General features: G+C 69.5%; 24 protein-coding genes. 6 read left to right on the top strand and 18 right to left on the bottom strand.

Features of this window, described 5'->3' with window-relative positions; translation table 11 throughout:
* Positions 1-14 precede the first annotated feature (14 nt).
* The gene (locus HUN08_RS05445) at positions 15-1,178 is read left to right on the top strand and encodes a protein kinase (RefSeq protein WP_301546907.1); all 1,164 of its coding nucleotides are present in this window, start codon (positions 15-17) and stop codon (positions 1,176-1,178) included.
* Between the two features lie 9 nt (positions 1,179-1,187).
* Here HUN08_RS05445 and HUN08_RS05440 read toward each other — a convergent pair whose 3' ends face one another.
* From HUN08_RS05440 to HUN08_RS18350, 3 genes are read right to left on the bottom strand one after another with little or no spacing between them, the layout of a single operon-like run.
* Positions 1,188-1,751, bottom strand: a complete 564-nt coding sequence (locus HUN08_RS05440) for an NADPH-dependent FMN reductase (RefSeq protein WP_124248176.1) — start codon at positions 1,749-1,751, stop codon at positions 1,188-1,190.
* Positions 1,752-1,762: 11 nt separating this feature from the next.
* Complete coding sequence (gene guaA / locus HUN08_RS05435) at positions 1,763-3,376, bottom strand: glutamine-hydrolyzing GMP synthase (protein WP_301546906.1); 1,614 nt, start codon at positions 3,374-3,376, stop codon at positions 1,763-1,765.
* 35 nt (positions 3,377-3,411) lie between these two features.
* Complete coding sequence (locus HUN08_RS18350; protein ID WP_124248178.1) at positions 3,412-3,636, bottom strand: hypothetical protein; 225 nt, start codon at positions 3,634-3,636, stop codon at positions 3,412-3,414.
* A gap of 27 nt (positions 3,637-3,663) precedes the next feature.
* Between HUN08_RS18350 and HUN08_RS05425 the strand changes: the two genes are divergently transcribed.
* Together HUN08_RS05425 and HUN08_RS05420 are read left to right on the top strand one after the other, a co-directional pair.
* Positions 3,664-4,080 carry a helix-turn-helix transcriptional regulator gene (locus HUN08_RS05425; protein WP_124248179.1) on the top strand — a complete coding sequence of 139 codons (417 nt, stop codon included), beginning with the start codon at positions 3,664-3,666 and terminating at the stop codon, positions 4,078-4,080.
* Positions 4,081-4,120: 40 nt separating this feature from the next.
* On the top strand, positions 4,121-4,564 hold the full coding sequence (locus HUN08_RS05420; RefSeq protein WP_124248180.1) for a VOC family protein: 444 nt from the start codon (positions 4,121-4,123) through the stop codon (positions 4,562-4,564).
* 39 nt (positions 4,565-4,603) lie between these two features.
* Here the strand turns inward: HUN08_RS05420 and HUN08_RS05415 are convergent, their stop codons facing one another.
* From HUN08_RS05415 to guaB, 6 genes are all read right to left on the bottom strand, one after another.
* On the bottom strand, positions 4,604-5,026 hold the full coding sequence (locus tag HUN08_RS05415; RefSeq protein ID WP_124248181.1) for a type II toxin-antitoxin system VapC family toxin: 423 nt from the start codon (positions 5,024-5,026) through the stop codon (positions 4,604-4,606).
* Entirely contained in the window at positions 5,023-5,307 is a 285-nt protein-coding gene (locus tag HUN08_RS05410; protein ID WP_301546905.1) for an Arc family DNA-binding protein, read from the bottom strand. Before HUN08_RS05410 ends, HUN08_RS05415 begins: the two co-directional genes overlap by 4 nt.
* Positions 5,308-5,571: 264 nt before the next feature.
* Positions 5,572-5,916: a DUF1801 domain-containing protein gene (locus HUN08_RS05405; protein ID WP_124248182.1), complete on the bottom strand. Its 345-nt coding sequence runs from the start codon at positions 5,914-5,916 to the stop codon at positions 5,572-5,574.
* A complete protein-coding gene (locus HUN08_RS05400; RefSeq protein WP_124248183.1) occupies positions 5,913-7,691 on the bottom strand; it encodes an FAD-dependent oxidoreductase in 1,779 nt (592 codons plus the stop codon). Before HUN08_RS05400 ends, HUN08_RS05405 begins: the two co-directional genes overlap by 4 nt.
* A gap of 252 nt (positions 7,692-7,943) precedes the next feature.
* Positions 7,944-9,086 (bottom strand): GuaB3 family IMP dehydrogenase-related protein, encoded by a 1,143-nt coding sequence (locus HUN08_RS05395; protein WP_124247907.1) that lies wholly within the window; start codon positions 9,084-9,086, stop codon positions 7,944-7,946.
* A gap of 59 nt (positions 9,087-9,145) precedes the next feature.
* Entirely contained in the window at positions 9,146-10,657 is a 1,512-nt protein-coding gene (guaB, locus tag HUN08_RS05390) for an IMP dehydrogenase (protein WP_124247906.1), read from the bottom strand.
* Positions 10,658-10,772: 115 nt separating this feature from the next.
* Between guaB and HUN08_RS05385 the strand changes: the two genes are divergently transcribed.
* Entirely contained in the window at positions 10,773-11,159 is a 387-nt protein-coding gene (locus tag HUN08_RS05385; protein ID WP_124247905.1) for a DUF5319 domain-containing protein, read from the top strand.
* A gap of 7 nt (positions 11,160-11,166) precedes the next feature.
* On the opposite strand, the gene HUN08_RS05380 is transcribed toward HUN08_RS05385, so the two are convergent.
* From HUN08_RS05380 to HUN08_RS05370, 3 genes are all read right to left on the bottom strand, one after another.
* Positions 11,167-11,991, bottom strand: coding sequence for an anti-sigma-D factor RsdA (locus tag HUN08_RS05380; RefSeq protein ID WP_165353336.1), 825 nt, complete (start codon positions 11,989-11,991; stop codon positions 11,167-11,169).
* 26 nt (positions 11,992-12,017) lie between these two features.
* The gene (locus HUN08_RS05375; protein WP_124247903.1) at positions 12,018-12,587 is read right to left on the bottom strand and encodes a sigma-70 family RNA polymerase sigma factor; all 570 of its coding nucleotides are present in this window, start codon (positions 12,585-12,587) and stop codon (positions 12,018-12,020) included.
* A gap of 74 nt (positions 12,588-12,661) precedes the next feature.
* Complete coding sequence (locus HUN08_RS05370; RefSeq protein ID WP_124247902.1) at positions 12,662-13,480, bottom strand: hypothetical protein; 819 nt, start codon at positions 13,478-13,480, stop codon at positions 12,662-12,664.
* A gap of 282 nt (positions 13,481-13,762) precedes the next feature.
* On the opposite strand from HUN08_RS05370, the gene HUN08_RS05365 reads away from it, so the two are divergent.
* Positions 13,763-14,059: a WhiB family transcriptional regulator gene (locus tag HUN08_RS05365; protein WP_124247901.1), complete on the top strand. Its 297-nt coding sequence runs from the start codon at positions 13,763-13,765 to the stop codon at positions 14,057-14,059.
* A gap of 71 nt (positions 14,060-14,130) precedes the next feature.
* Here HUN08_RS05365 and groES read toward each other — a convergent pair whose 3' ends face one another.
* Positions 14,131-14,433 carry a co-chaperone GroES gene (groES, locus tag HUN08_RS05360; protein ID WP_124247900.1) on the bottom strand — a complete coding sequence of 101 codons (303 nt, stop codon included), beginning with the start codon at positions 14,431-14,433 and terminating at the stop codon, positions 14,131-14,133.
* Between the two features lie 241 nt (positions 14,434-14,674).
* On the opposite strand from groES, the gene HUN08_RS05355 reads away from it, so the two are divergent.
* A complete protein-coding gene (locus HUN08_RS05355; protein ID WP_124247899.1) occupies positions 14,675-15,784 on the top strand; it encodes a YncE family protein in 1,110 nt (369 codons plus the stop codon).
* On the opposite strand, the gene HUN08_RS05350 is transcribed toward HUN08_RS05355, so the two are convergent.
* Genes HUN08_RS05350 through HUN08_RS05330 form a run of 5 tightly spaced genes read right to left on the bottom strand, consistent with a single transcriptional unit; the run spans position 15,785 to position 21,788 of the window.
* Positions 15,785-16,960, bottom strand: coding sequence for an amidohydrolase (locus tag HUN08_RS05350; RefSeq protein WP_124247898.1), 1,176 nt, complete (start codon positions 16,958-16,960; stop codon positions 15,785-15,787).
* Entirely contained in the window at positions 16,957-17,763 is an 807-nt protein-coding gene (locus HUN08_RS05345) for an ABC transporter ATP-binding protein (RefSeq protein ID WP_124247897.1), read from the bottom strand. The genes HUN08_RS05350 and HUN08_RS05345 overlap by 4 nt, the downstream gene beginning before the upstream one ends.
* Positions 17,756-18,868, bottom strand: a complete 1,113-nt coding sequence (locus HUN08_RS05340) for an iron chelate uptake ABC transporter family permease subunit (RefSeq protein ID WP_301546904.1) — start codon at positions 18,866-18,868, stop codon at positions 17,756-17,758. The genes HUN08_RS05345 and HUN08_RS05340 overlap by 8 nt, the downstream gene beginning before the upstream one ends.
* Positions 18,865-19,899, bottom strand: a complete 1,035-nt coding sequence (locus HUN08_RS05335) for an iron ABC transporter permease (RefSeq protein WP_124247896.1) — start codon at positions 19,897-19,899, stop codon at positions 18,865-18,867. Before HUN08_RS05335 ends, HUN08_RS05340 begins: the two co-directional genes overlap by 4 nt.
* Positions 19,896-21,788, bottom strand: a complete 1,893-nt coding sequence (locus HUN08_RS05330) for an AMP-binding protein (RefSeq protein WP_124247895.1) — start codon at positions 21,786-21,788, stop codon at positions 19,896-19,898. Before HUN08_RS05330 ends, HUN08_RS05335 begins: the two co-directional genes overlap by 4 nt.
* Positions 21,789-21,814: the final 26 nt, after the last annotated feature.

The raw sequence follows: 21,814 nt of genomic DNA, 5'->3' as shown, positions 1-21,814 counted from the left end.
CCTATACTCACGGCGTGACAACCCAGCAGACCGTTCCCGGACCCGACCGCCTAGTGGCGGGGCGCTATCGGTTGCGCTCCCGCATCGCCGAGGGCGGCATGGGCTCGGTGTGGTCGGCCAAGGACGAACTGCTGGGGCGCGAGGTCGCCGTCAAACGCATCGTCTCGCTCGACGACGTGCCCGCCGAGAACGTCGCCGACATCCGCGCCAAGGCGCTGCACGAGGGGCGCATCGCGTCGAAGCTCGCGCATGACAACGCGATCGCGGTACACGACGTCGTCCTCGACGACGGCACCCCGTGGCTGGTGATGGAATACGTGCCGTCGCGCAGCGTCGCCCAGATCCTGCACACCGTTGGGCACCTCGACCCGATCGAGGCCGCCCAGATCGGTGCGCAGATCGCGGCGGCGATGGCGGTCGCGCACAACGCCGGCATCATCCATCGCGACATCAAGCCGGGCAACATCCTCATCGCCAGCATCGGGCGCGACGCGGGGCTGGTCAAGCTCACCGACTTCGGAATCGCCCAGCACCGCGCCGACCACACCGACGACAGCGGCCTGGTCTCCGGCACGCCCGCGTACTTCGCCCCCGAGGTCGCGCGCGGCGCCCCGCACAGCGAGGCCTCCGACGTGTACACGCTGGGGTCGACGATCTACACGATGGTGGAGGGACAGCCCCCGTTCGGCGCCGACGACGAGGACATCAGCGCACTGCTCGACCGGGTCGCGCGCGCCCAGATCCGACCGCCGAGCAACGCCGGGCTGCTGCAGGACGAGCTGCTGGCCATGCTGACCCCCAGCCCGGTTCGGCGGCCGACGATGGCGCAGGTCCGCGACCGGCTCGCCCTGCTCGTGGCCACGGCCAACCGCACCACGCCCGAACACGTGCTCACCGGGCGGATCAGCCGTCCCGACGGCCACACCCCGCTGTGGGCGCTCGCGACGCCGGAACCGCCGCGGATGAAGACCGGCTCCTTCCCCCGCTCCTACGTACCGGCCCCGCCGCCGCAGCCGCGCTCGACGCTGGCGGGCGCGGCCGGACCGGCGTCGGCCCTGGTCGCCGCCGCCGGCGATTCGCCGAAACGCTCGGTGTGGCAGCAACACGGCACCGCCATCACGATCGCCGCGATCCTCGTCGGGATCCTCCTGCTGCTCGTCGCGACCCTGTTGCTCTAGCGGTGTCCGCTATCCGCGCAGAGGCCGCAGCGCACCGTCGAGGAGCACGAGCTCGTCGAGCTGCGCGGCGAGCACCGTCGCCTGCTGCTCGTTGGGGATGAAGGCGCCGTCGTCGTCGAGCTGTTTCTGGGCGAAATTGATCTCGACGTTCGGCTTGGTGATGACCAGTCCGACCGCCGCGACGACCGGTCGCAGCGCCGTCTGGGCACGCGTGCCGGCCGAGTTGCCGCCCCAGTTGATGAAGCCGACCGGCTTGCGGTTCCACTCGGCGCTCAGATAGTCGATCGCGTTCTTGATCGCCGGCGCGAAGCTGTAGTTGTACTCGGGGAACGCGAAGAGGAAGGCGTCCGCGGCGGCGACGCGCTCGCTCCAGTCCATCGTGTACCGATGGGTGTAGTCGCCCAGGCGCGGGTGGTTCGGCTCGTCCATCATCGGCAGATTTATCTCGCGCAGGTCGGCGAGGTCGACGTCGAACCGGCCGTCGGCCTCCGCGGTGCGGCGCGCCCACTGCGCGATGGGCTCGGCGATCCGACCCTGACGCACGCTGCCGACGACGATCATGAGTTTGGGCATGCGGTTTCCTTCTACTCCCACTCGATGGTCCCCGGCGGCTTGCTGGTGACGTCGAGGACGACGCGGTTGACCTCGGGGACCTCGTTGGTGATCCGGGTGGAGATGGTTTCGAGGGCCTCGTAGGGGATACGGGTCCAATCAGCGGTCATGGCGTCCTCGCTGGAGACCGGGCGCAACACGATCGGATGCCCGTAGGTCCGCGAATCACCCTGCACGCCAACGCTTCTCACATCGGCGAGCAGGACGACGGGGCATTGCCAGATCTGGCCGTCGAGTCCGGCAGCGGTGAGTTCCTCGCGCGCGATGGCATCGGCCTTGCGGAGCAGTTCGAGACGCTCCTTGGTCACCTCGCCGACGATGCGGATGGCCAGGCCGGGCCCGGGGAACGGCTGCCGGTTGACGATCTCCTCGGGCAGCCCGAGTTCGCGGCCGACGGCCCGCACCTCGTCTTTGAACAGCAGGCGCAGGGGCTCGACCAGTTTGAACTCGAGGTCGTCGGGCAGGCCGCCGACGTTGTGGTGGCTCTTGATGTTGGCGGTGCCGGAGCCGCCGCCGGATTCGACGACGTCGGGGTACAAGGTGCCCTGGACGAGGTAGTCCACCTTCTTGCCGGAGGCGGCCTGATCGCCCAGGACATCGGTGACGGCACCCTCGAAGGAACGGATGAACTCGCGGCCGATGATCTTGCGCTTCGTCTCCGGATCGGACTGGCCGGCCAATTCGGAGAGGAAGGTGTCCGCGGCGTCGACGGTGACCAGGCGAGCGCCGGTCGCGGCGACGAAGTCGGTTTGGACCTGCTCGCGCTCACCGGCGCGCAGCAGGCCGTGGTCGACGAAGACACAGGTCAGACGGTCGCCGATGGCGCGCTGGACCAGCGCCGCCGCGACCGCCGAGTCGACGCCGCCGGAGAGGCCGCAGATGGCCAGTCCGTCGTCGCCGACCTGGGCGCGGACGTCGTTGATCAACGACTCGGCGATGTTGGCGGCCGTCCACGTCGGCTGGAGACCCGCGATCTCGTAGAGGAACCGCGTGAGCACCTGCTGGCCGTGCGGGCTGTGCAGCACCTCGGGGTGGTACTGGACGCCGGCCATCTTGGCGTCGACATTCTCGAAGGCGGCCACCGGCGCGCCGGGCGTCGAACCGGTGACGGTGAACCCGTCGGGCGCGACCTGCACCGCGTCGTTGTGGCTCATCCACACCGGCTGGCTGTCTCCGAGGCCGTCGTGGAGGACGCCGCCGTCGCAGGTCATCGCGGTGCGGCCGAATTCGCGGCCGCCGGTGTTGGCGACGATGCCGCCGAGGGCCTGGGCCATCGCCTGGAAGCCGTAGCAGATGCCGAAGACTGGGATGCCGAGCTCCAGGATCGCCGGGTTGAGCGTCGCGGCACCGTCGGCGTAGACCGACGCGGGGCCGCCGGAGAGGACGAGTGCCGCGGGGTTCTTGGCCCGGAACTCCTCGATCGGGGCGTCGTGGGCGATCACCTCGGAGTAGATCCGCGCTTCGCGCACGCGCCGTGCGATCAACTGCGCGTATTGAGCACCGAAATCGACGACGAGGACGGGACGCGGGCTGGCATTGGAAGTCTGGGCCACGGCGGCCAGTCTAATGGGCGCCGAGGTCGTCATCGGCGGACGGCCCTGCGCCGATCTGCCCCGGTGGGTCAGCTCAACAGTTCGGCGCGGCAACCGATGCCGGGCGCTCGCGCCAACCGGGCATCGGTCGTCACGAGCGACGTCGCCCCCAGCGCCTCGGCGAGCGCGACGTAGGCCGCGTCGTCCGCCGACAAGTTGTGCCGCAGTTCCGTGCGGGTGCGCTCCCCCGGTCGCCATGCGGCAATGATGGTCCCGAGGTCGGACAACGGACCGCTCTGGCCGATTAGGCTCATGTGACCACTCACGACGGGGATGGGGCGATGGCGACACGGGCACCGGACGATCTGCTGCCCCATTTGCGCCGGGCCCGCGACCACGCCGATCGCAACTATGCCGAGCCGCTCGATCTCGCCGCTCTGGCAGCGGTGGCCGGGGTCAGCAAATTCCACTTCCAGCGGTTGTTCGTCGCCACCTACGGCTGCTCACCTGCCGAGCACCTGTCCCGTCGTCGCATCGAACGGGCCCAAGACCTGCTGCGCGCGACCAACCTGACCATCACCGAAGTGTGCACGGCCGTCGGGTTCTCCAGCCTCGGCTCGTTCAGCAGCAGGTTCCGGGAGTTGGTCGGCGAATCACCGTCGGAGTTCCGCAGACGCTGGTCCGACGGGGCGCCGCGCATCCCCAGCTGCTTCATCTTCATGGCCGGATTGGCCGAGCGGCACGGCCCCGCAACCTAGGAGAAGCACCGACGCGCGTGGCGCGGATACCGTCGGTCCCATGATCACAAACATTTCGCTCATCTCGCTGTGGGTCCGCGACCTCGACGAAGCGCTCGAGTTCTACACGTCGATCATGGGTTTCGAGCCCAAGGACGACATCACGATGGGACCCGACTTCCGCTGGGTCACCGTCGCCCATCCCGCGCAGCCCGAGCTGCAGGTGCACCTGACCACCCCGTCGAAGCCGTTGTCCGACGACCTGATCGCGGCGATGCAGCGCGCCCAGGCCGACGGCGGTCTGCCCGGTTTCGGGTTGGCCGTCGACGATTGTCGTAAGACCTACGAGGAACTGTCCGCGAAGGGTGTCGAGTTCATCCAGCCGCCCGAGGAACGGCCCTACGGCGTCGAGGCGCTGATGCGCGACAACTCGGGGAACTGGATGGTGCTCGTCGAATCGCGTGACTACACACCGGAGGACTTCGACGGGGCCGAGTTCGGCTGATGAGGTTCGAGCACAGGGTTATCGCAACACCCTCAGAGTTCACCGGGTAGCCCAGGGGTCGACCAGTTCGATACCGGTCTTGGCGAAGTCCCGCACGTTTCGTGTCGCGCATACCGCGTGTTTCGATCTGCAGATCGCCGCGATCTGCGCATCGGCAGTCGTGATCGGCAGACCGACCCTCTCTCGGAGGAATAGCACCTCTGCATACTCCGCGGCGGCGCCCTCGTCGAACGGGAGCACCACGCCACCATCACGGTATGTCCGCAACACCGTCTCAATCATGGAGCCGAGCGCAGCCCGACGTTTACCTGCCGGAAGTCGTCGTACCCCGGCGAGGAGTTCGGCGGCAGTCATCGCCGTGATCGCCACCTCGCCGGTCAGGGACTCCATCCACGCGAGAACGGATGGATCGGGGCGCTTCCGAAGAACCTCCGAGATGACGTTCGTGTCGAGGACGATCACTCGAAGTCCACTGCCCGGGCGATGTCGGTACGCGCCGGGATTTCGAGGTCGATCCCACCGAGTTCACGCGACGCCTGGTACATCGCCAGCCCGATATTGGGCCGTCGCACGGCCCGGGTCAGGATGTCGCGCAGCTCGGCCTCCATCGACCGGCCGTGCGCCCTAGCCTGCGCGGCAAGCTGCTCCTTCACCGAGTCGTCAAGACCCCGGATGACGACTGAGGCCACCACGATCACCTCCTTCTTGATATCAAGAATGATATCAATGATGGACAGCCTCAAGCCACCCCCAAGGCTGGTAACAGCCCGTCGAGCTTGACCACTCAAACGCTAAAATCGATCTTGACGATCTCGATATTTGACCGTCACGAGTTGCTCCCTCGCCGAGGGATGGTCCCTGGCTGCCGGTGTTTACCGGGTAAACACGAGTGCGCTCCCCCCGCGAGCGGAGATGATCCAACCATCCGCATCGGGCGCGGCATGGCTCCGATTAGCGGTAGATCAACACAGCGCCGGACGCCACATCCAGCTGGTCGAACAGAATTCCTACTTCGCCTCGTTCAGCGCGACGGCGGCGCGGATGAGTTCGACGAAGGCGTCGGCGTCGAGCACGTCGTTCTCCCCGACGTCGACGGCACGACGGGTCCCCGCGGTCAGGCTGGCGTTGAAGACGTGCGCGGGATCGGGCAGCGACGCCCCCTTGGCGAAGGTGACCTTCACCTTGTCCTTGTACGTCTCCAGCGTGCAGAGCAGGCCTGACGAGCTGAACGTCGGCACACCGTCGGGATTCGACGGCTTGACCCACTTCGCCTCTTCGACGACGTCGGGGGCTCCCCGTCGGATCAATCCGCGAATCTCGTCGGCCCGCTCCGCGCGCCAGTCGGCGCTCATCCGGCGGCCTTCTGCGCCTTCTTCGAGGCCGTCCGACCGGACGCGACCGGCGTGATCGGAAGCCGCAGCGCACCCGGGGCGTCGGCGGGCACGACCGGCGCCACCGGCTCGACGGGCTGGATGCGGACATACGGCTCACCCTGCGGCGGACGCCGGTCTTCCTCGCCCTTGTTCGGCCACAGCGACGCGGCCCGCTCGGCCTGCGCGCTGATCGAGAGCGACGGGTTCACCCCCAGGTTCGCGGTGATCGACGCACCGTCGACGACGTAGAGCGACGGGTAGTTCCACACGCGGTGATACGGGTCGATGACGCCGACGGCCGGGTCGTCGGAGATCACACATCCGCCCAGGTAGTGGGCGGTCAGCGGAATGTTGAAGATGTCGCCCCACGTACCGCCGGCCAACCCGCCGGGCAGCTTGTCGGCCATCAGCCGCGTCGCCTCGTTGCCCGCCGGGATCCACGTCGGATTCGGCTCGCCGTGCCCCTGGCGGCTGGTGACGTACTTGAACGGCCCGCGCTTGCGGACGAAGGTCGTCAGCGAATTGTCCGACGACTGCATGACCAGCGCGATGACCGTCTTCTGGCTCCACCCCTTGGGTACCAGGAGGCGTGCGAGATACCACGGGTGGGTCAGCAGCACCCGAAGCAGCTGGCGGATGCGGTACAGCCGCGTGCCGCCGTCGGTGAGGATCGTCTGCAGGTAGGCCATCGCATTCGAGCCCTTGCCGTAGCGGACCGGCTCGATATGCGTCGAGGAATCCGGGTGGAACGACGAGGTGATGGCGACGCCCTCGGAGAAGTCGGAGTCCGGGTCGATCTTGCTGCTCATCGCACCGAGGATCGACTCGGAGTTGGTCCGGGTGAGGACGCCCATCGCGTCGGAGATCTTCGGCAGCGTCGACCCCTTGGCCGCATGCATCAGCTTCTGCGTGTTGAAGGTGCCGGCCGCCATGACGACGTTGTCGGCGGTGAAGGTCCGCTTGCGCGCACCGAAGGGACCCCACGACGACGAGCCGCGCGTCGACACCTCCCAGGTGCCGTCACCGCGCTGCCGCAGACCGTCGACGGTGGTCCGCTCGATCACCTGCGCACCGGCCGACTCGGCCAGCCCGAGATAGTTCTTGACCAGCGTGTTCTTCGCGCCGACGCGGCAACCCGTCATGCACGAGCCGCACTCGGTGCAGGCGGTGCGCTCGGGGCCGGCACCGCCGAAGTACGGGTCGGGCACGGTCTCGCCCGGCTCGCCCGCTCCCCCGGTCTTGGCGCCGAAGAAGACGCCCACCGGCGTCGTGACGAAGGTGTCGCCGACGCCCATGTCCTCGGCGACCTCCTTCATGATGCGGTCGGAGTTGGTGAACGTCGGATTCTTCACGACGCCCAGCATGCGGCTGGCCTGGTCGTAGTACGGGGTGAGCTCGGACTCCCAGTCGGTGATGTGCGCCCACTGCTTGTCGTTGAAGAAGGGTGACGGCGGCTTGTACAGCGTGTTGGCGTAGTTCAGCGAACCACCGCCGACGCCTGCCCCGGCCAGGATCATCACGTCCTTGAGGAGGTGGATGCGCTGCACGCCGAGCAGGCCGAGTTTCGGTGCCCAGACGAACTTCCGCAGTCGCCAGCTGGTCTTGGCGTGCTGCTCGTCGGTGAACCGTCGTCCGGCCTCGATCACCCCGACGCGGTACCCCTTCTCTGTCAGACGGAGCGCGCTGACGCTGCCGCCGAAGCCGGAACCGATGATGAGCACGTCAAAGTGACTGTCCTGTGGGCTGCGAGACATGCAGTGATCATAGCTGGCATGTCACAACGTCCATTGTCGCATTGGCGGAACGGGTGGCCCCGGTGCCCACTCGGCGGGGTTGGGGTGCCCACTCGGCGGGGTTGGGGTGCCCACTCGGCGGGGTTGGGGTGCCCACTCGGCGGGGTTGGGGTGCCCACTCGGCGGGGTTGGGGTGCCCAGTCGGCGGGGTTGGGGTGCCCACTCGGCGGGGTTGGGGTGCCCACTCGGCGGGGTTGGGGTGCCCACTCGGCGTCAGTCGCGGACGGAGAGGCCGACCTTCTGGAACTCCTTCAGGTCGCTGTAACCCGCCTTGGCCATCGAGCGGCGCAGCGCACCCACGAGGTTCAGCTCGCCGAAGGGGTCGTCGGACGGGCCGTTGAGGATCTGCTCGAGCGAGGGCCGGTCGTCGGGCGTCGAAATCTGCAGCATCGCGCCCCGCGGGGTGTCCGGGTGCGCGGCCGACGAGGTCCAATACCAGCCGCCGCCCGGCGCGCTCGACGCCGACGCCAGCGGGGAGCCGAGCACCACGGCGTCGGCACCGCAGGCGATCGCCTTGGCGAGGTCGCCGGAGGTGTTCACGTCGCCGTCGGCCAGGACGTGGACGTAGCGACCACCGGTCTCGTCGAGGTAGTCGCGGCGCGCGGCCGCGGCGTCGGCGATCGCGGTGGCCATCGGCACGCCGATGCCCAGCACGTCGTTGGTCGTGGTGGAACCCTCGGTCGCGCCGTAGCCGACGATCACCCCGGCGGCCCCGGTGCGCATCAGGTGCAGCGCCGTGCGGTGGTCGTGGACGCCGCCGGCGATCACCGGCACATCGAGGTCGGCGATGAAGGTCTTGAGGTTGAGCGGGTCGCCGCCGCCCTCGGCGACGTGCTCGGCGGAGATGATGGTGCCGTGGACGACCAGGACCTCGACGCCCGCCTTGAGCAGCGTCGGGGTGAGTTCGGCGGCACGCTGCGGGCTGACGCGCACGGCGGTGGTCACACCTGCTTCACGCACCCGCGACACCGCCTGGGCCAGCAGACCGGTGTCGATCGGCGCCGAATGCAGATGCTGCAGGAAACGGACCGCGGCGCGCGGATCGGGATCGTTCTCGGCGACGTCGAGCAGCGCGGCGACCTTCTCGTCGGCGTCGGCATGCCGCGCCCACAACCCCTCCGCGTTGAGGACGCCCAGACCGCCGAGGCGGCCGAGTTCGACGGCCGTGTCCGGCGACATCAGGGCATCGGTCGGATGCGCGAGGATCGGCGCGCCGAACCGGTACGCGTCGATCTGCCACGCCGTCGACACATCCTTCGACGACCGGGTCCGCCGCGACGGCACGATGCTGATATCGGCCAATTCATAGGTGCGACGGGCCGTCCGCCCCATCCCAAATTCCACAAGATCACGCACGAGGACCGCGCCTTCCTGCCGGGCGTCGCGCCGGCATCATGAATCTCCGGACGTACCGGTCAGCGAGAATAGTAGTTGGGTGCTTCGGCCGTCAGCGTCACGTCGTGCGGGTGCGACTCCTTGAGCCCGGCCGCGGTGATCTGCACGAACTTCGCCTGCTGCAGATCGGGGATGGTGGCGGCGCCGGTGTAACCCATCGCCGCGCGCAGGCCGCCGACCAACTGGTGGATGACCTCGCCGAGCGGACCGCGGAACGGCACGCGCCCCTCGATCCCCTCGGGCACCAGCTTCTCCTCCGAGAGCACGTCGTCCTGGAAATACCGGTCCTTCGAGTAGGACTTGCCCTGGCCGCGGCCCTGCATCGCACCGAGCGAGCCCATGCCGCGGTAGCTCTTGAACTGCTTGCCGTTGACCAGGATCAGCTCACCCGGCGACTCGGCGGTGCCGGCCAGCAGCGAGCCGAGCATCGCCGTCGACGCCCCTGCAGCCAGCGCCTTGGCGATGTCGCCGGAGTACTGCAGACCGCCGTCGGCGATCACCGGGATACCGGCCTGGTTGCAGGCAGCCACGGCCTCCATGATCGCGGTGATCTGCGGGGCGCCCACACCGGCGACGACGCGCGTCGTGCAGATCGAGCCCGGTCCGACGCCGACCTTCACCGCGTCGACGCCCGCCTCCATCAGCGCCTGCGCACCCGAACGGGTGGCCACGTTGCCGCCGACGAGCTGCACGCGCCCCCCGACCTCTGCCTTCAACTTGCCGATCATGTCGAGCACGCCGCGCGAATGTCCGTGGGCACTGTCGACGATGAGCACGTCGACGCCGGCGTCGGCCAGCGCCATCGCGCGCGTCCACGCCTCGTCACCGGCACCGACGGCGGCGCCGACGAGGAGCCTTCCGTCGGCATCCTTCGTGGCGAGCGGATGCTGCTCGGTCTTCACGAAGTCCTTGACGGTGATCAGGCCGGTGAGCCGTCCGGCGCCGTCGACGATCGGCAGCTTCTCGATCTTGTGGCGGCGCAGCAGGTTCAGCGCCGCGTCGGCCGAGACGCCCTCCTGGGCGGTGATCAGCGGCGCGGGCGTCATGACGTCGGCGACCGGGCGACGCTGGTCCACCTCGAACCGCATGTCGCGGTTGGTGATGATGCCGACGAGCTCACCCTTCTCGTCGACGACGGGCAGCCCGGAGATGCGGTAGCGGGCACACATCGCGTCGACCTCGGCGAGCGTGTGCGCCGGGGTGCAGGTCACCGGGTCGGTCACCATGCCCGCCTCGGAGCGCTTGACCGTCTCCACCTGCGAGGCCTGCGCCTCCACCGAGAGATTGCGGTGCAGCACGCCCATGCCGCCGGCCCGGGCCATCGCGATGGCCATCCGCGCCTCGGTGACCGTGTCCATCGCCGACGAGACGAGGGGTACGCGCAGCGAAATGCTCTTGGTCAGCCTCGACGACGTGTCCACGTCGGAGGGGATGACATCCGACGCGGCCGGCAAGAGCAGCACATCGTCGAACGTCAAGCCGAGCATTGCCACTTTGTCGGGATCGTCGCCACCGGTCCGCACATTCACCATTGCCCCATCCTAGCGGCTTCGGCAATGCCCCCGTCCGGCCCCGTCACCGATAATGTCGCCGGTCACAGCCGTGCGCCGCACCGACCCGCCACCTGCGATCGGCTACGGTGGAGAGGTGGCCAACCTGAATCCGCCCGGCCTGCCGCCGGACCCGTTCGCCGATGACCCGAGCGACCCCGCCGGGGTACTCGATTCCGTCGAGCCGGGGATCCCGCTGGACCTCGCCGAGCGTCTGGCCGTCGAAGAGGACCTGGCCGATCTCGCCGTCTACGAATCCCTGTTGGCACCCGAGGGCGTGCGCGGCCTGGTGGTCATGTGCGACGACTGCAACGAGGACCACTACCACGACTGGGACATGCTGCGCGCGAATCTCCAGCAGCTACTCGTCGACGGCACCGTGCGGCCGCACGAGCCCGCCGTCGACCCCCGCCCGGAAGACTATGTGACCTGGGACTACTGCCGCGGCTACGCCGACGGCCAGGCGCGCCGCGGACGGCGCTGACCACCGATCAGTTCGGCAGAATCGAGATCGGTCCGCGCGGCTTCGGCCGCGGAGCCGGGGGCGCGGTGTACTCCGGCTGCGGTTCCGGCGCGGGCACCTGGCGCTGCACCGGTGGCGGCGTGTACTGCGGCTGCGGAACCGGCGGAGGCGTGAAGCGCGGCATGTAGTCGGTCACCGGCGGCGGCGTGTAGATCGGCCGATGCGGCGGCAGCTTCTTCGGCGGTGCCGGAGTCGCGGCCTTGATCGCGGCCTCGGCCGAGGCGGTCAGGCGCCCGATGGCCGCGTCGAGCGGCGCCCGGTCCTGCTGATTCGCAATCGGGGTCAGGCTGGCCTGCGCACGCTTCAGTGCGGCCTTGGCGTCGTCGGGCTTCCCGGCGGCCAGCGCCTTCTCCGCCGACGCGATCTGCAGCTGCGCGTCATAGGACGCCTGTGTCTGCACGGCCTTCGTCGGGTACACGACCTTCTTGACATTCCACAGCGGATCGCCGGGATGCGCGCCCTCGGACATGATCGTCAGCCCGCCGAGCGCCACCCCGATGACCGCGGCGGCCCCGGCGACGAGTCGCAGGTGCCGTCCGGTGCTGCGAGACTTGCGCTGCGCCGCGGCCGACGCGGCGATGGCGTGCTCCACGTCGTCGACGGTGATCGGGTTGTCCACGGGTCCGGCGTGGACGCTCTGACGCCAGTCGACCAGCATCTGCGCCAGCTCGAAATCGGCCGGGGTGTCGGCGACGACCGGCAGCCCGAGGCCGAGGGCCTCGACCATCTCCTCGTCACGGGTGATCGCGGCGACGTCAACGTTCGCGAGGTCGGTATTCGCTTGATCGCTCATCGGTGATCGCCTCTCGTTCTCAGTGGTCATCGGGCGCGCCCGGAGATCTGGTCGCGCAGTTTCGCCAACGCACGGTGTTGGGCGACGCGCACGGCTCCCGGCGTCGACCCCACCGCGTCGGCGGTCTCCTCGGCGGACAGTCCCACCACCAGGCGCAACACGAGAATCTCGCGCTGCTTCTCCGGCAGCGTCGCCAGTAGAGCCGTCATCCGACGATTCCCGTCCGCATGCACGGCGTGCTGCTCGGGACTGTCGGAGAAGCTGACCCCCTCGGGCAACTCGTCGGTCGGGTCGGCCTTCGTCCGGTGCAGGACGCGCATCGCGTCGGCGACCTTGTGCGCGGTGATTCCGTAGGCGAACGCCAGGAACGGACGGCCTTCATCCCGATACCGGGGCAGCGCCGTCATCACCGCCATCAATGCCTCCTGCGCGATGTCATCAGCGGAGAACAGGTGGCGTTCTCCGACTCCGATCCGTCCCCGGCAGTACCGCAGAAGTGGCTCCTGGATGCTTTCGAGAACGTCGGCTAGCGCCTGCCGGTCACCCTGGCCAGCGGCCAGGACGGCCGTATCAAGCGCGTCACCCGTAAGTTTCATCGTCAGCTGCAATCCCCGTGTTACACGTGGCCGGGGCATCCGAAAACGCCCGGGTCCACAATCGCCGATCCAGCCTATCCGCCGTCGCCGACAGTTCCGAAATCCGCCGCCTCGGCAAACCCGGATTCGCGCAGCGCCGCGGATGTCTCGACGATGCGGCGCGGCGCCCAGTCACAGGAGTCGACCCCCGCCGCCAACTGCGCCGCGGCCCACTCCAGCGGCACCAGCCGGTTGCTCGCGGCCTCCCGCGCCACCGCCGCCGCCTCGTCGGCCGCCAGGGTGCGATCCCCGGTCGCCGCTGCCGCCGCCGCGGCGATCAGGCGCGTCTTGAGCCGGTGGTGCGCCGTCGGCGCCTCGCGTCCCAAGTCACCGGCGGCGCGCGCCCAGCGGGAACCGGATTCGGCGTCCCCTCGGTAGAGCGCGTTCTCGGCCATGACCCAGCGCCAGCGCAGTTCGACGCGGCCGTCGGTCAACCAGGGCCGCTCCCCCGGTTCGCCGCCGTCCGCATCGAGGGCGGTGCGCACCCGCCGCAACAGGCGCGACGAATCGTCGAACCGACCCAACCCCAGTTCGTCGGCGGCCAGGCCGATCAGGGCGTCGGCGAACGCGGCGCGGGGCAGCCCCCTCGGCGGTGTCCGCCCGAAGCCCTCGGCGACCAGCCGCGCCGCCTCCCCGTCGAAACGCAGCGCGGCTCGATGTCGGTTGGACTGGCGCAGCCACGACCCGCGGGTGCTGGCGGACAGGGAGAGCAGTGCGCGCGCGGTCGGATCGCCGCACGGACCGAGCGCGGCGTCGAGGCGGTCGAGCAGGCTCCGCGCGCGTGCGACCGCACCGGTCGCGCCGACGGCCACGGCCTCCGTCCACGACGCCTGCGCCGCCACCAGGTCCACCATGAGCGCCAACGCTATCGGAGGGTCCCGCGGCATGTGGTCGGTGCTTGATCGGTGCTCGATCGGTCAGGTCGGACCCGATACTCCAGTATCAGGTCCAGACCCTTCTGACCAGTAACCAGAACGTTAAATCTGGTGTAATTTTTACTATCCTCGATATTGGATTCAGTAAATTGACTTATGTCGTTGCGCGTGTTTACTGTGGCCGCGAGGGCACCCCACAAGGGGCCCGAGAACGCCCCGACCCCGGGGCTGCAACAACGACGACACCCAAGGAGACGCATCATGTCGCTTCCATCGCTACCCGGCCCGAACGCCGACATCTGGGACTGGCAGCGCCTGGGCACCTGCCGGGGCGAAGAATCGTCAGTCTTCTTCCACCCCGACGGCGAGCGCGGCAGTGCCCGCGCCCGGCGCGAGCGGCGAGCCAAGGAACTGTGCCACAGTTGCCCGGTCCTGGCGCAGTGCCGCGAGCACGCGCTGCGCGTCGGCGAACCGTACGGCATCTGGGGCGGCCTGGGCGAGTCCGAGCGGGCGATGATCCTCAAGGGACGCGGCCGGCGCGGCAAACTGGCCGGCTGAGCACGACACAGACGACAAGACAAGACCGCCCCGGGCCAATCGGCCCGGGGCGGTCTTACGCTTGCGGCGTATTACTTGCCGACGACGGCGAGAACGTCGCGCGCGGACAGGATCAGGTAATCCTGGCCGTCGTACTTGATCTCGGTCCCGCCGTACTTGCTGTAGATCACGGTTTCGCCCTCGGCGACGTCCACCGGGATGCGCTTGGCACCCGCGTCGTCCCAGCGACCCGGGCCCACGGCGATGACCTTGCCCTCGGAGGGCTTCTCCTTCGCCGTATCCGGGATCACCAGGCCAGAAGCGGTGGTGGTCTCGGCCTCGAGCGCCTGGACCAGGATCTTGTCCTCGAGCGGCTTGATGTTCACACTCGCCACGATGTGAGTCCTCTACTTTCATTCCTGAACGAAAAACGCTGACGTTTGTGGCCCTGCTCGGACAAACCCTCGCCGTCGCGGGTGAACGAGGGATCTCACAGTGCCGACTAGCACTCTATACCCGAGAGTGCCAGCACTCAAGGGAGGCTGGTGCTTATGCCGGACTCCGCGGGCCCGCCTCTCCGAGGTGATCGAGAGCCCATCTCCGGTCCACGGCCGGAGCCTAGGTTAGGATTACCTCATGGATCGCCGTCTTCTTCGCAGCTCGCTGACCGCCGCCGCTGTCGCCGTCACCGCCTCGACAGCGCTGCTCTCCCCGATCGCCCCGGCCGGTGCGGCCCCGCGCTTCGCGGTGTCGTCGGTCCCGGCCGGTGTCGCGAGCGGCGGCGAACTCGCCCTCGACCAGGGCCGCAACCGCCTGTTCATCGCCGACAACAACGACTCGCTGCGCACCCGCGGCTCGGATTTCATCCCGAGCCCGGATCCCGTGCGCCCCAAGGTCGAGGTCTTCGACACCACGACCAACCGGCCGGTTCGCTCCATCGACCTGGCCAACCAGCCCGGCGGGATGATGATGATCGGCGGCGCCGAACTCATCCCGGTCAAGCAGGTGCCGGACGGTCTCGCCATCGACTCCCGACGCGGTCGGGTGCTGGTCACCAACGCACACGCCAGCGGTATCACCGTGTTCGGGATGGACGACAAGCGCGTCGGCCCGGGCAATCTCACCTCCCTGCCGAAGTCGCACCCGATGGGCGCTGTCGCCGACCCGGCCACCGGCCGCTTCTACGTCGGCCTCAACGGCGCGGACAAGGTCGCCGTCTTCAGCTCGGCCGGACGCCACATCGGCGACATCGGCAACCTGTACAAGGCCTCCTTCCTCGACGTGGACGCCGGGCGCAACCGGCTCTACGTCGGCAACGCCGACTACGAGGCCAAGAAGAACAACTTCGTGGCAGTCGTCGACCTGCGCACCGGGCGCGTGATCAAGAAGATCCCGACGCCGTCGAACTCCCGGCCGAAGGTCGACCCGACGACCGGCCGAGTGTGGGCCGCGAGCTTCGACACCGGCAAGATCTCGATCATCGACCCGGCATCGCTCCGGGTCGTGCGGACCATCGACACCAAGACCTCGCCGTCGAAGATCGCGTTCGACGCTGGTCGGCGCCTCGCGTATACGGCGAATCTGCAGAAGAAGACCATCACGGTGCTCAACGCGGATTCGGGCGCGATCGTCGCCACCCTGCCGACCGGTGCCGCCGTGCACACCGTGGTCGTCGACCAGAAGACCGGAATCGTCTACGGGAGCCAGCACATCAGCGGCAAGCTCACGGTGGTCCGGCCGAGCTGATCAGGCCAGGTCGGCCAACGCCTGCCGGGCGATCGCGGCCAGGTACCGAGCCCCCGGCTCGATGATCGCGTCGTTGAAGTCGTAGGCCGGGTTGTGGACCGGCCCGGACTCCGCGGTGATCGGCCCGTTCCCGATGAACGCATAGGCGCCCGGGATCTCGTTCAGGAAAAAGGCGAAGTCCTCCGCGGCGAGGATCCCCGCGCAGTTCGGGTCGACACGGTCGGGACCGACCAGACCGGCGGCGACGCGGGCCGAGCGGGCCGCGGCGACCGGGTCGTTCACGGTGCACGGATAGCGGTGCTCATAGGTCAGCTCGACCTCGACGCCGTGTGCGGCGGCGACCGACTCGCAGATCTGCCGCACCAGCTTCTCGATCTCCGTGCGCGCCGCGGCCTCCAGACAGCGGGCGGTGCCGCGCAGGCGGGCGGTCGGCGGGAGCACGTTGTTGGTCGTCCCGGCGGTGAACTGGGTGATCGACACGACGGCGGGGACCAGGGGGTCCAGACGTCGCGCCACGACGGTCTGCAGCTCGGTGACCAGCGCCGAACCCGCGACGATGACGTCACCGGTGAGATGCGGCGCCATCGCGTGCCCGCCGGTGGCGCGCAGCACGATGTCGAGGTCGTCGAAGGAGGCCAGCTGCGTACCCGGGCGCACCGCGAAGTGCCCGGCCGGAATGCCCGGGATGTTGTGCAGCCCGTAGATCTCCAGGATCCCGAACTTCTCGAGCACCCCGTCGGCGATCATCGCCGCGGCCCCGGCCCCGCCCTCCTCGGCCGGTTGGAAGACGAGTACGACCGTTCCCGCGAAATCGGGTGCGGTGGAAAGGAGTTCGGCGGCACCGAGCAGGATGGCGCAGTGCCCGTCGTGACCGCAGGCGTGCATGACGCCCTGGACGGTCGACGCGTGCTCGCGCGGCAGCTCTTCGACGATGGGCAGCGCGTCCATGTCGGCCCGCAGGCCGACCGTCGGGCCCGGTCGGCCGCCGACGATCACGCCGACGACGCCGGTGCCGCCGATCCCCGTCGTCACCTCGATGCCGAGTCCGCGCAGGTAGTCGGCGATCACCCCGGCGGTGCGGTGCTCGTCGAAGGCCAATTCCGGATGGGCGTGCAGGTCGCGGCGCGTCGCGGGCAGTCGCGCCAGGTCGAGGGTGCCGGATGCGGGGTCGGTCATGGCTGCATCATCCTCGGGATAACCAGCGGTGTGCCGGATTCCGGGTCGTCGATGATCCGGCACGCCAGCCCGAACACCTCCTGCACGACCTCCTCGGTCACCACCCGCGCCGGCTCGCCCTGCGCGACGATGCGCCCGTCACGCATCGCGACGATGTGGTCGGCGTAGCGGCACGCCTGGTTCAGGTCGTGCAGCACGGCCACGACGGTCCGGCCCTGCTCACGGTTGAGCGAGCGGCACAGTTCGAGCAATTCGATCTGGTGGGCGATGTCGAGGAAGGTGGTCGGCTCGTCGAGCAGGATGAGCGGCGTCTGCTGCGCCAGCACCATCGCGACCCACACCCGCTGGCGCTGACCGCCGGAGAGCTGGTCGACGCGGTGCCCGGACAGCTCGGTGGTGCGCGTGGCGGCGAGGGCGTCGGCCACGACCTGCTCGTCGTAGGGCGACCAGTTCCGCAGGAAGCCCTGGTGCGGGAACCGCCCGCGCGCGACGAGCTCGGCCACCCGGATGTCCTCCGGCGGCGTCGACGACTGCGGCAGCAGGCCGAGGATCTTCGCCACCTCGCGCGGCGCATAGGAGTCGATCGCCTTCCCGTCGAGTACGACGCCGCCACCGGTCGGGGCCAATACCCGCGCCAGCGCCTTCAACAGCGTCGATTTCCCACAGGCGTTGGGCCCGATGATGACGGTGAACCGGTCGTCGGGGATCGACAGGCTCAGCCCGTCGACGACGACAGTGCCGTCGTAGCCCAGCGTGACGTCGCGCGCGGCGAGCCGGTCGGATTCGGGTAGGGGTTCAGCCACGGGCTCGCCTCATCTCGGTGAACAACAGGTAGCAGAGGTAGACCCCGCCGACGCACACGGTGATGACGCCGACGGGCAGCGATCCGCCGACCACCGCCGAGATCCGCTGGGCGAGGATGTCGCCGAGCAGGAACAGCAGGGCGCCGACAAGGGCGGTGACGGTCCAGGGTGTGTGCCCGCAGCGGCACAGCCGACGCGCGATATGCGGCGCGGCCAGGGCCACGAAGGCGACCGGACCGGCGATGGTCGTCGCCACCGCGATCAGCGCCACGCCGATGACGGGCAGGGCGATCGTCCCGGCGCGGGTCTGGGCCCCCATCGCGCGCGCCAGGTCGGGGCCGAGGTCGAGGACGCGGGTGCGCGGGCCCAGCAGTGCCAGCGCCAGCGCCAGGACGGCGACCACGGCGAAGGCGGGCCACAGGTAGGACCAATTGCGCGCGACGGGGGTGTCGAGCGTGCCCGCCCCCCACTGCGCGCTGAGCATGGCGTCGTCGAGGTTGGGGGCCCGCAGGATGAGCCAATAGTTCACCGCGGCGAGCATGGCGCTGAGCGCGACACCGGTGATCACCAACCGGAATCCGCCGACCCCGCCCCGGTAGGCGAGCAGGTAGACCGCCGCCGCGGTGAGTAGGCCGCCGACCAGCGCGAACAATGACATTCCGGCAAAGCCCAGGCCGAGGAGCAGGGAGGCGATCAGCGCGCCCGTGTAGGAGCCGACACCGAAGCCGATGAGATCGGGACTGCCCAGGGGGTTGCGCGTCAGGAGTTGGAAGATGCCGCCGGACAGGGCCATCGCGGCGCCGAGGACGATCGCGGCGAGGACGCGCGGCAGTTGCAGTTCGCGGATGGCAAACTCCGCCAGCTGGTCGCCGCCGAACAGACCGGCGGGAACCTTGGCCAGCCCGACCCCGTCGTCCCCGGCCACCAGCCCGCCGACGAAGGCGACGACCAGCAGGACCGCGACGAGGGAGCCGACGAGGACCGCGCGGCGGTCGAGCCGTTGTGAGTAGCCGCCCACCCGCACGACGACCTGCGGCCGGCCGAAGTCGATCCCGGCCGCCCTTCCCCCGGTCGAGGGTCCCATCGGCACCGGCGGCGCGCTCATCGGTTCGCCCCGGCCGAGTTGCGGATCAACAGGATCAGGATCGGCGCGCCGACGAAGGCGGTGACGATCCCGACGGGCATCGCGTCCTCGTTGAACAGGCGCGCGACGATGTCGGCGGCCAGCACCACGAGTGCACCGCCGAGGACGGCGAAGGCGACCGCCCACCGCCCGGTGACGCCCAGGGTCAGCCGGATCGCGTGCGGCACCATGAGGCCGACGAACCCGATCGGCCCGGCGGCGGCTGTCGCCGCCCCGGCCAGCAACGTGGCGGCGACCAGTGCGATGACCCGGATCCGCCCGACGCGGACGCCGAGCGCGGTGGCCATCTCGTCGCCCATGCCGATCACGTCGACCGCATGCGCGATCCCGAACGCGACGACGATGCCGACGACGATGAACGGTGCCACCCATGCGGCGACGGACAGGTCGCGCCCGGTGACCGAGCCGACCTCCCAGATGCGCATGTTGTCGAAGGTGTGCGGCCACATCAGCGCGACCCCGCGCACCAGCCCGGTGAGCACCGCGGTGACCGCGATACCGGCCATCGTGACCCGCAGCGGGGTGAGCGGACCGCGCCCGGCCGTGCCGAGCGCGTAGACGATCGCCATGGCGATGATCGCCCCGGCGAAGGCGAACCAGACGTAGGCCCAGATGGCGGTCAGCCCGAACAGCCCCATCACGACGATGGCGAGCGAGGCGCCGGCGTTCACGCCGAGGATCTGCGGGTCGCCGAGCGGATTGCTCATCAGCCGTTGGATCAGCAGGCCCGAGACACCGAGGGCGGCGCCGACGAGGATCGCCAAAATCGCGCGCGGAACGCGGTAGCCGGTGACCGCGGTGAGGTCGAAGCCGTGGCGCGATCCGGTCAGCGCATCCCACACGGCCCCCGGGCTGACGTCGCGGGCGCCGACGAACACGCTGAGACAGACCAGGGCGACCACGATCAGCAGCAACACCGCCCACCACAGGGCGAGGCGCCCGGCGGACCGTCCGCGCCGCGCCGCGCCGCGTGCCGGCGCGACCGCCGTCACCGGGCCGCCTGCCGGACGGCCGCGAAGAGGTCGTCCAGGGTCGGCGACTGTGCGACGGTCTCGAAGTCCAGGCCCACCGCCCCGGCGGCCCGCCACTTGTCCAGCAGCGCCATCAGTGCCAACGAGTCGATCCCGCTGTCGGCGAGCAGGACCGTTCCCGACAGCGCCGCCGGATCGATCATCAGCTTGTCGGCGAGATCGGCTCGCAGCCGCTCGTCGTCCAGGGGGTTACCGCTCGCCTCCGGTGCGGCCGTCGTGGCACCGTCGCCGGAGGTCCCGGCGTCGCGTCGCTGATCCTTCTTGCTCACCTTGCCGACAGCCGTGGTCGGGAACTCGTCGACGACGAGCACGTCGTCGGGAATCTTGAACCGCGCCAATCCGGCCTCCCGCAGGAAGCCGCGCAGGGCGAACTCGTCGGGTACTTCCTCGTCCCGCACCGCGGCCGTGGACGGGATCACGTAAGCGACGATCCGCTCGCCGAGCCGCTCGTCTGGTGCGCCGACCACCGAGGCGTCGCGTACCGCGGGGTGCCGCAGCAGCGCCTCCTCCACCTCGGTCGGCGCGATCTTCTCCCCCGCCCGGTTGATCTGGTCCTTGTCGCGCCCGACGACGGTGAGATAGCCGGCGGCGTCGCGGATGACGCGGTCGCCCGTGCAGTAGAAGCCGTCGGCGGTGAACGACTCCGGCGACGCGCCGCCCCAATACTCGCGGATCGTGTACGGGCCGCGGGTTTGCAGGCTGCCCTCCTGCCCGTCGGGCAGGGCGTTGCCGTCGGCGTCGACGATCCGCACCTCGTCGGCCGGGCTGATGGGACGCCCCTGCGTGGAGACGATGCGCTCGACATCGTCGTCGAGCCGCGTGTAATTGACCAGCCCCTCGGCCATCCCGAACACCTGCTGCAGGGTGACGCGGCCGAACACCTCCGGGATGCGCCGGGCGACCGTCTCCAGCAGCTTCGCCCCGCCGACCTGCAGCACGCGCAACGACGACGTGTCGTGCCGCGTGGACTCCGGCGAGTCGAGCCAGGTCGCGACCAGCGGCGGCACCGCCGACAGCTGGGTGATCCGGTGCTCGGCGATCGCGGAGAAGACCGTTCGGGCATCCGTGGCCGGCACCATCACGATGTGGGCCCCGGCGTACAGCGCCCCGAGGATGCCCGGGCTGCTCATGGTGAAGTTGTGCGACACCGGCAACACCACCCCGAACACCGAGGTCTCGTCGAGGCCGCAGATGCGGGCCGATTCGCGCACCGAGTAGAGGTAGTCGTCGTGGGTGCGCCCGATCAGCTTCGGCGCCCCCGTCGTCCCGCCGGACAACTGCAGGAAGGCGATGTCGGACGGGGCGCCGGAGCGGCCCGTCGAATCGGCGTTGGCGCTGCGGACCGCGGCGAGCGGATCGGGTGCGTCGAGGTCGGCGACGATCGTCGCGAAGGGGCGCCCGTCGGACATGGTCGGCCGCACCCGGGCGAGATGGTCGGCATGCGCACGGAAATCGGCACCGGAGCCGGTGTCGGCGGTAATGAAGGCGGCGGCGTCGCAGCGCGTCACCAGGTCTTCCAACTCGGCGGTGCTGTGACTCGCGAGGGCGAACACCGGCAGCACACCGGCGTCGAAGAGCGCGAACAGCACCTCGACGTAGTCGACGACGTTCGGGAATTGGACCACCGCGCGGTCGCCGGGCCGCAGGTCGTGGCGCTCGACGATCCCGTTGGCGACACGGCGCGAACCCTCGAGCAGTTCGCGATAGGTCAGCGCCCGGCGGTCGTCGCTCACCGCGATCGCCCCGGGATGTGCGGCGACGGAATCGGCAAGCATCGAGCTGTGCGTCTGGCCGATCCAATATCCGGCTTCCCGATACTGTTCTGCCACTTCAGCGGGGTAACCAGGCATCCGTCGATCCTAAACCATAGGCTAAC

Source organism: Gordonia sp. X0973 (genome assembly GCF_013348785.1).
Classification (GTDB): domain Bacteria; phylum Actinomycetota; class Actinomycetes; order Mycobacteriales; family Mycobacteriaceae; genus Gordonia.
The sequence above is the reverse complement of the archived record's forward strand: the minus strand, read 5'-3'. Positions and strand labels throughout refer to the sequence as shown.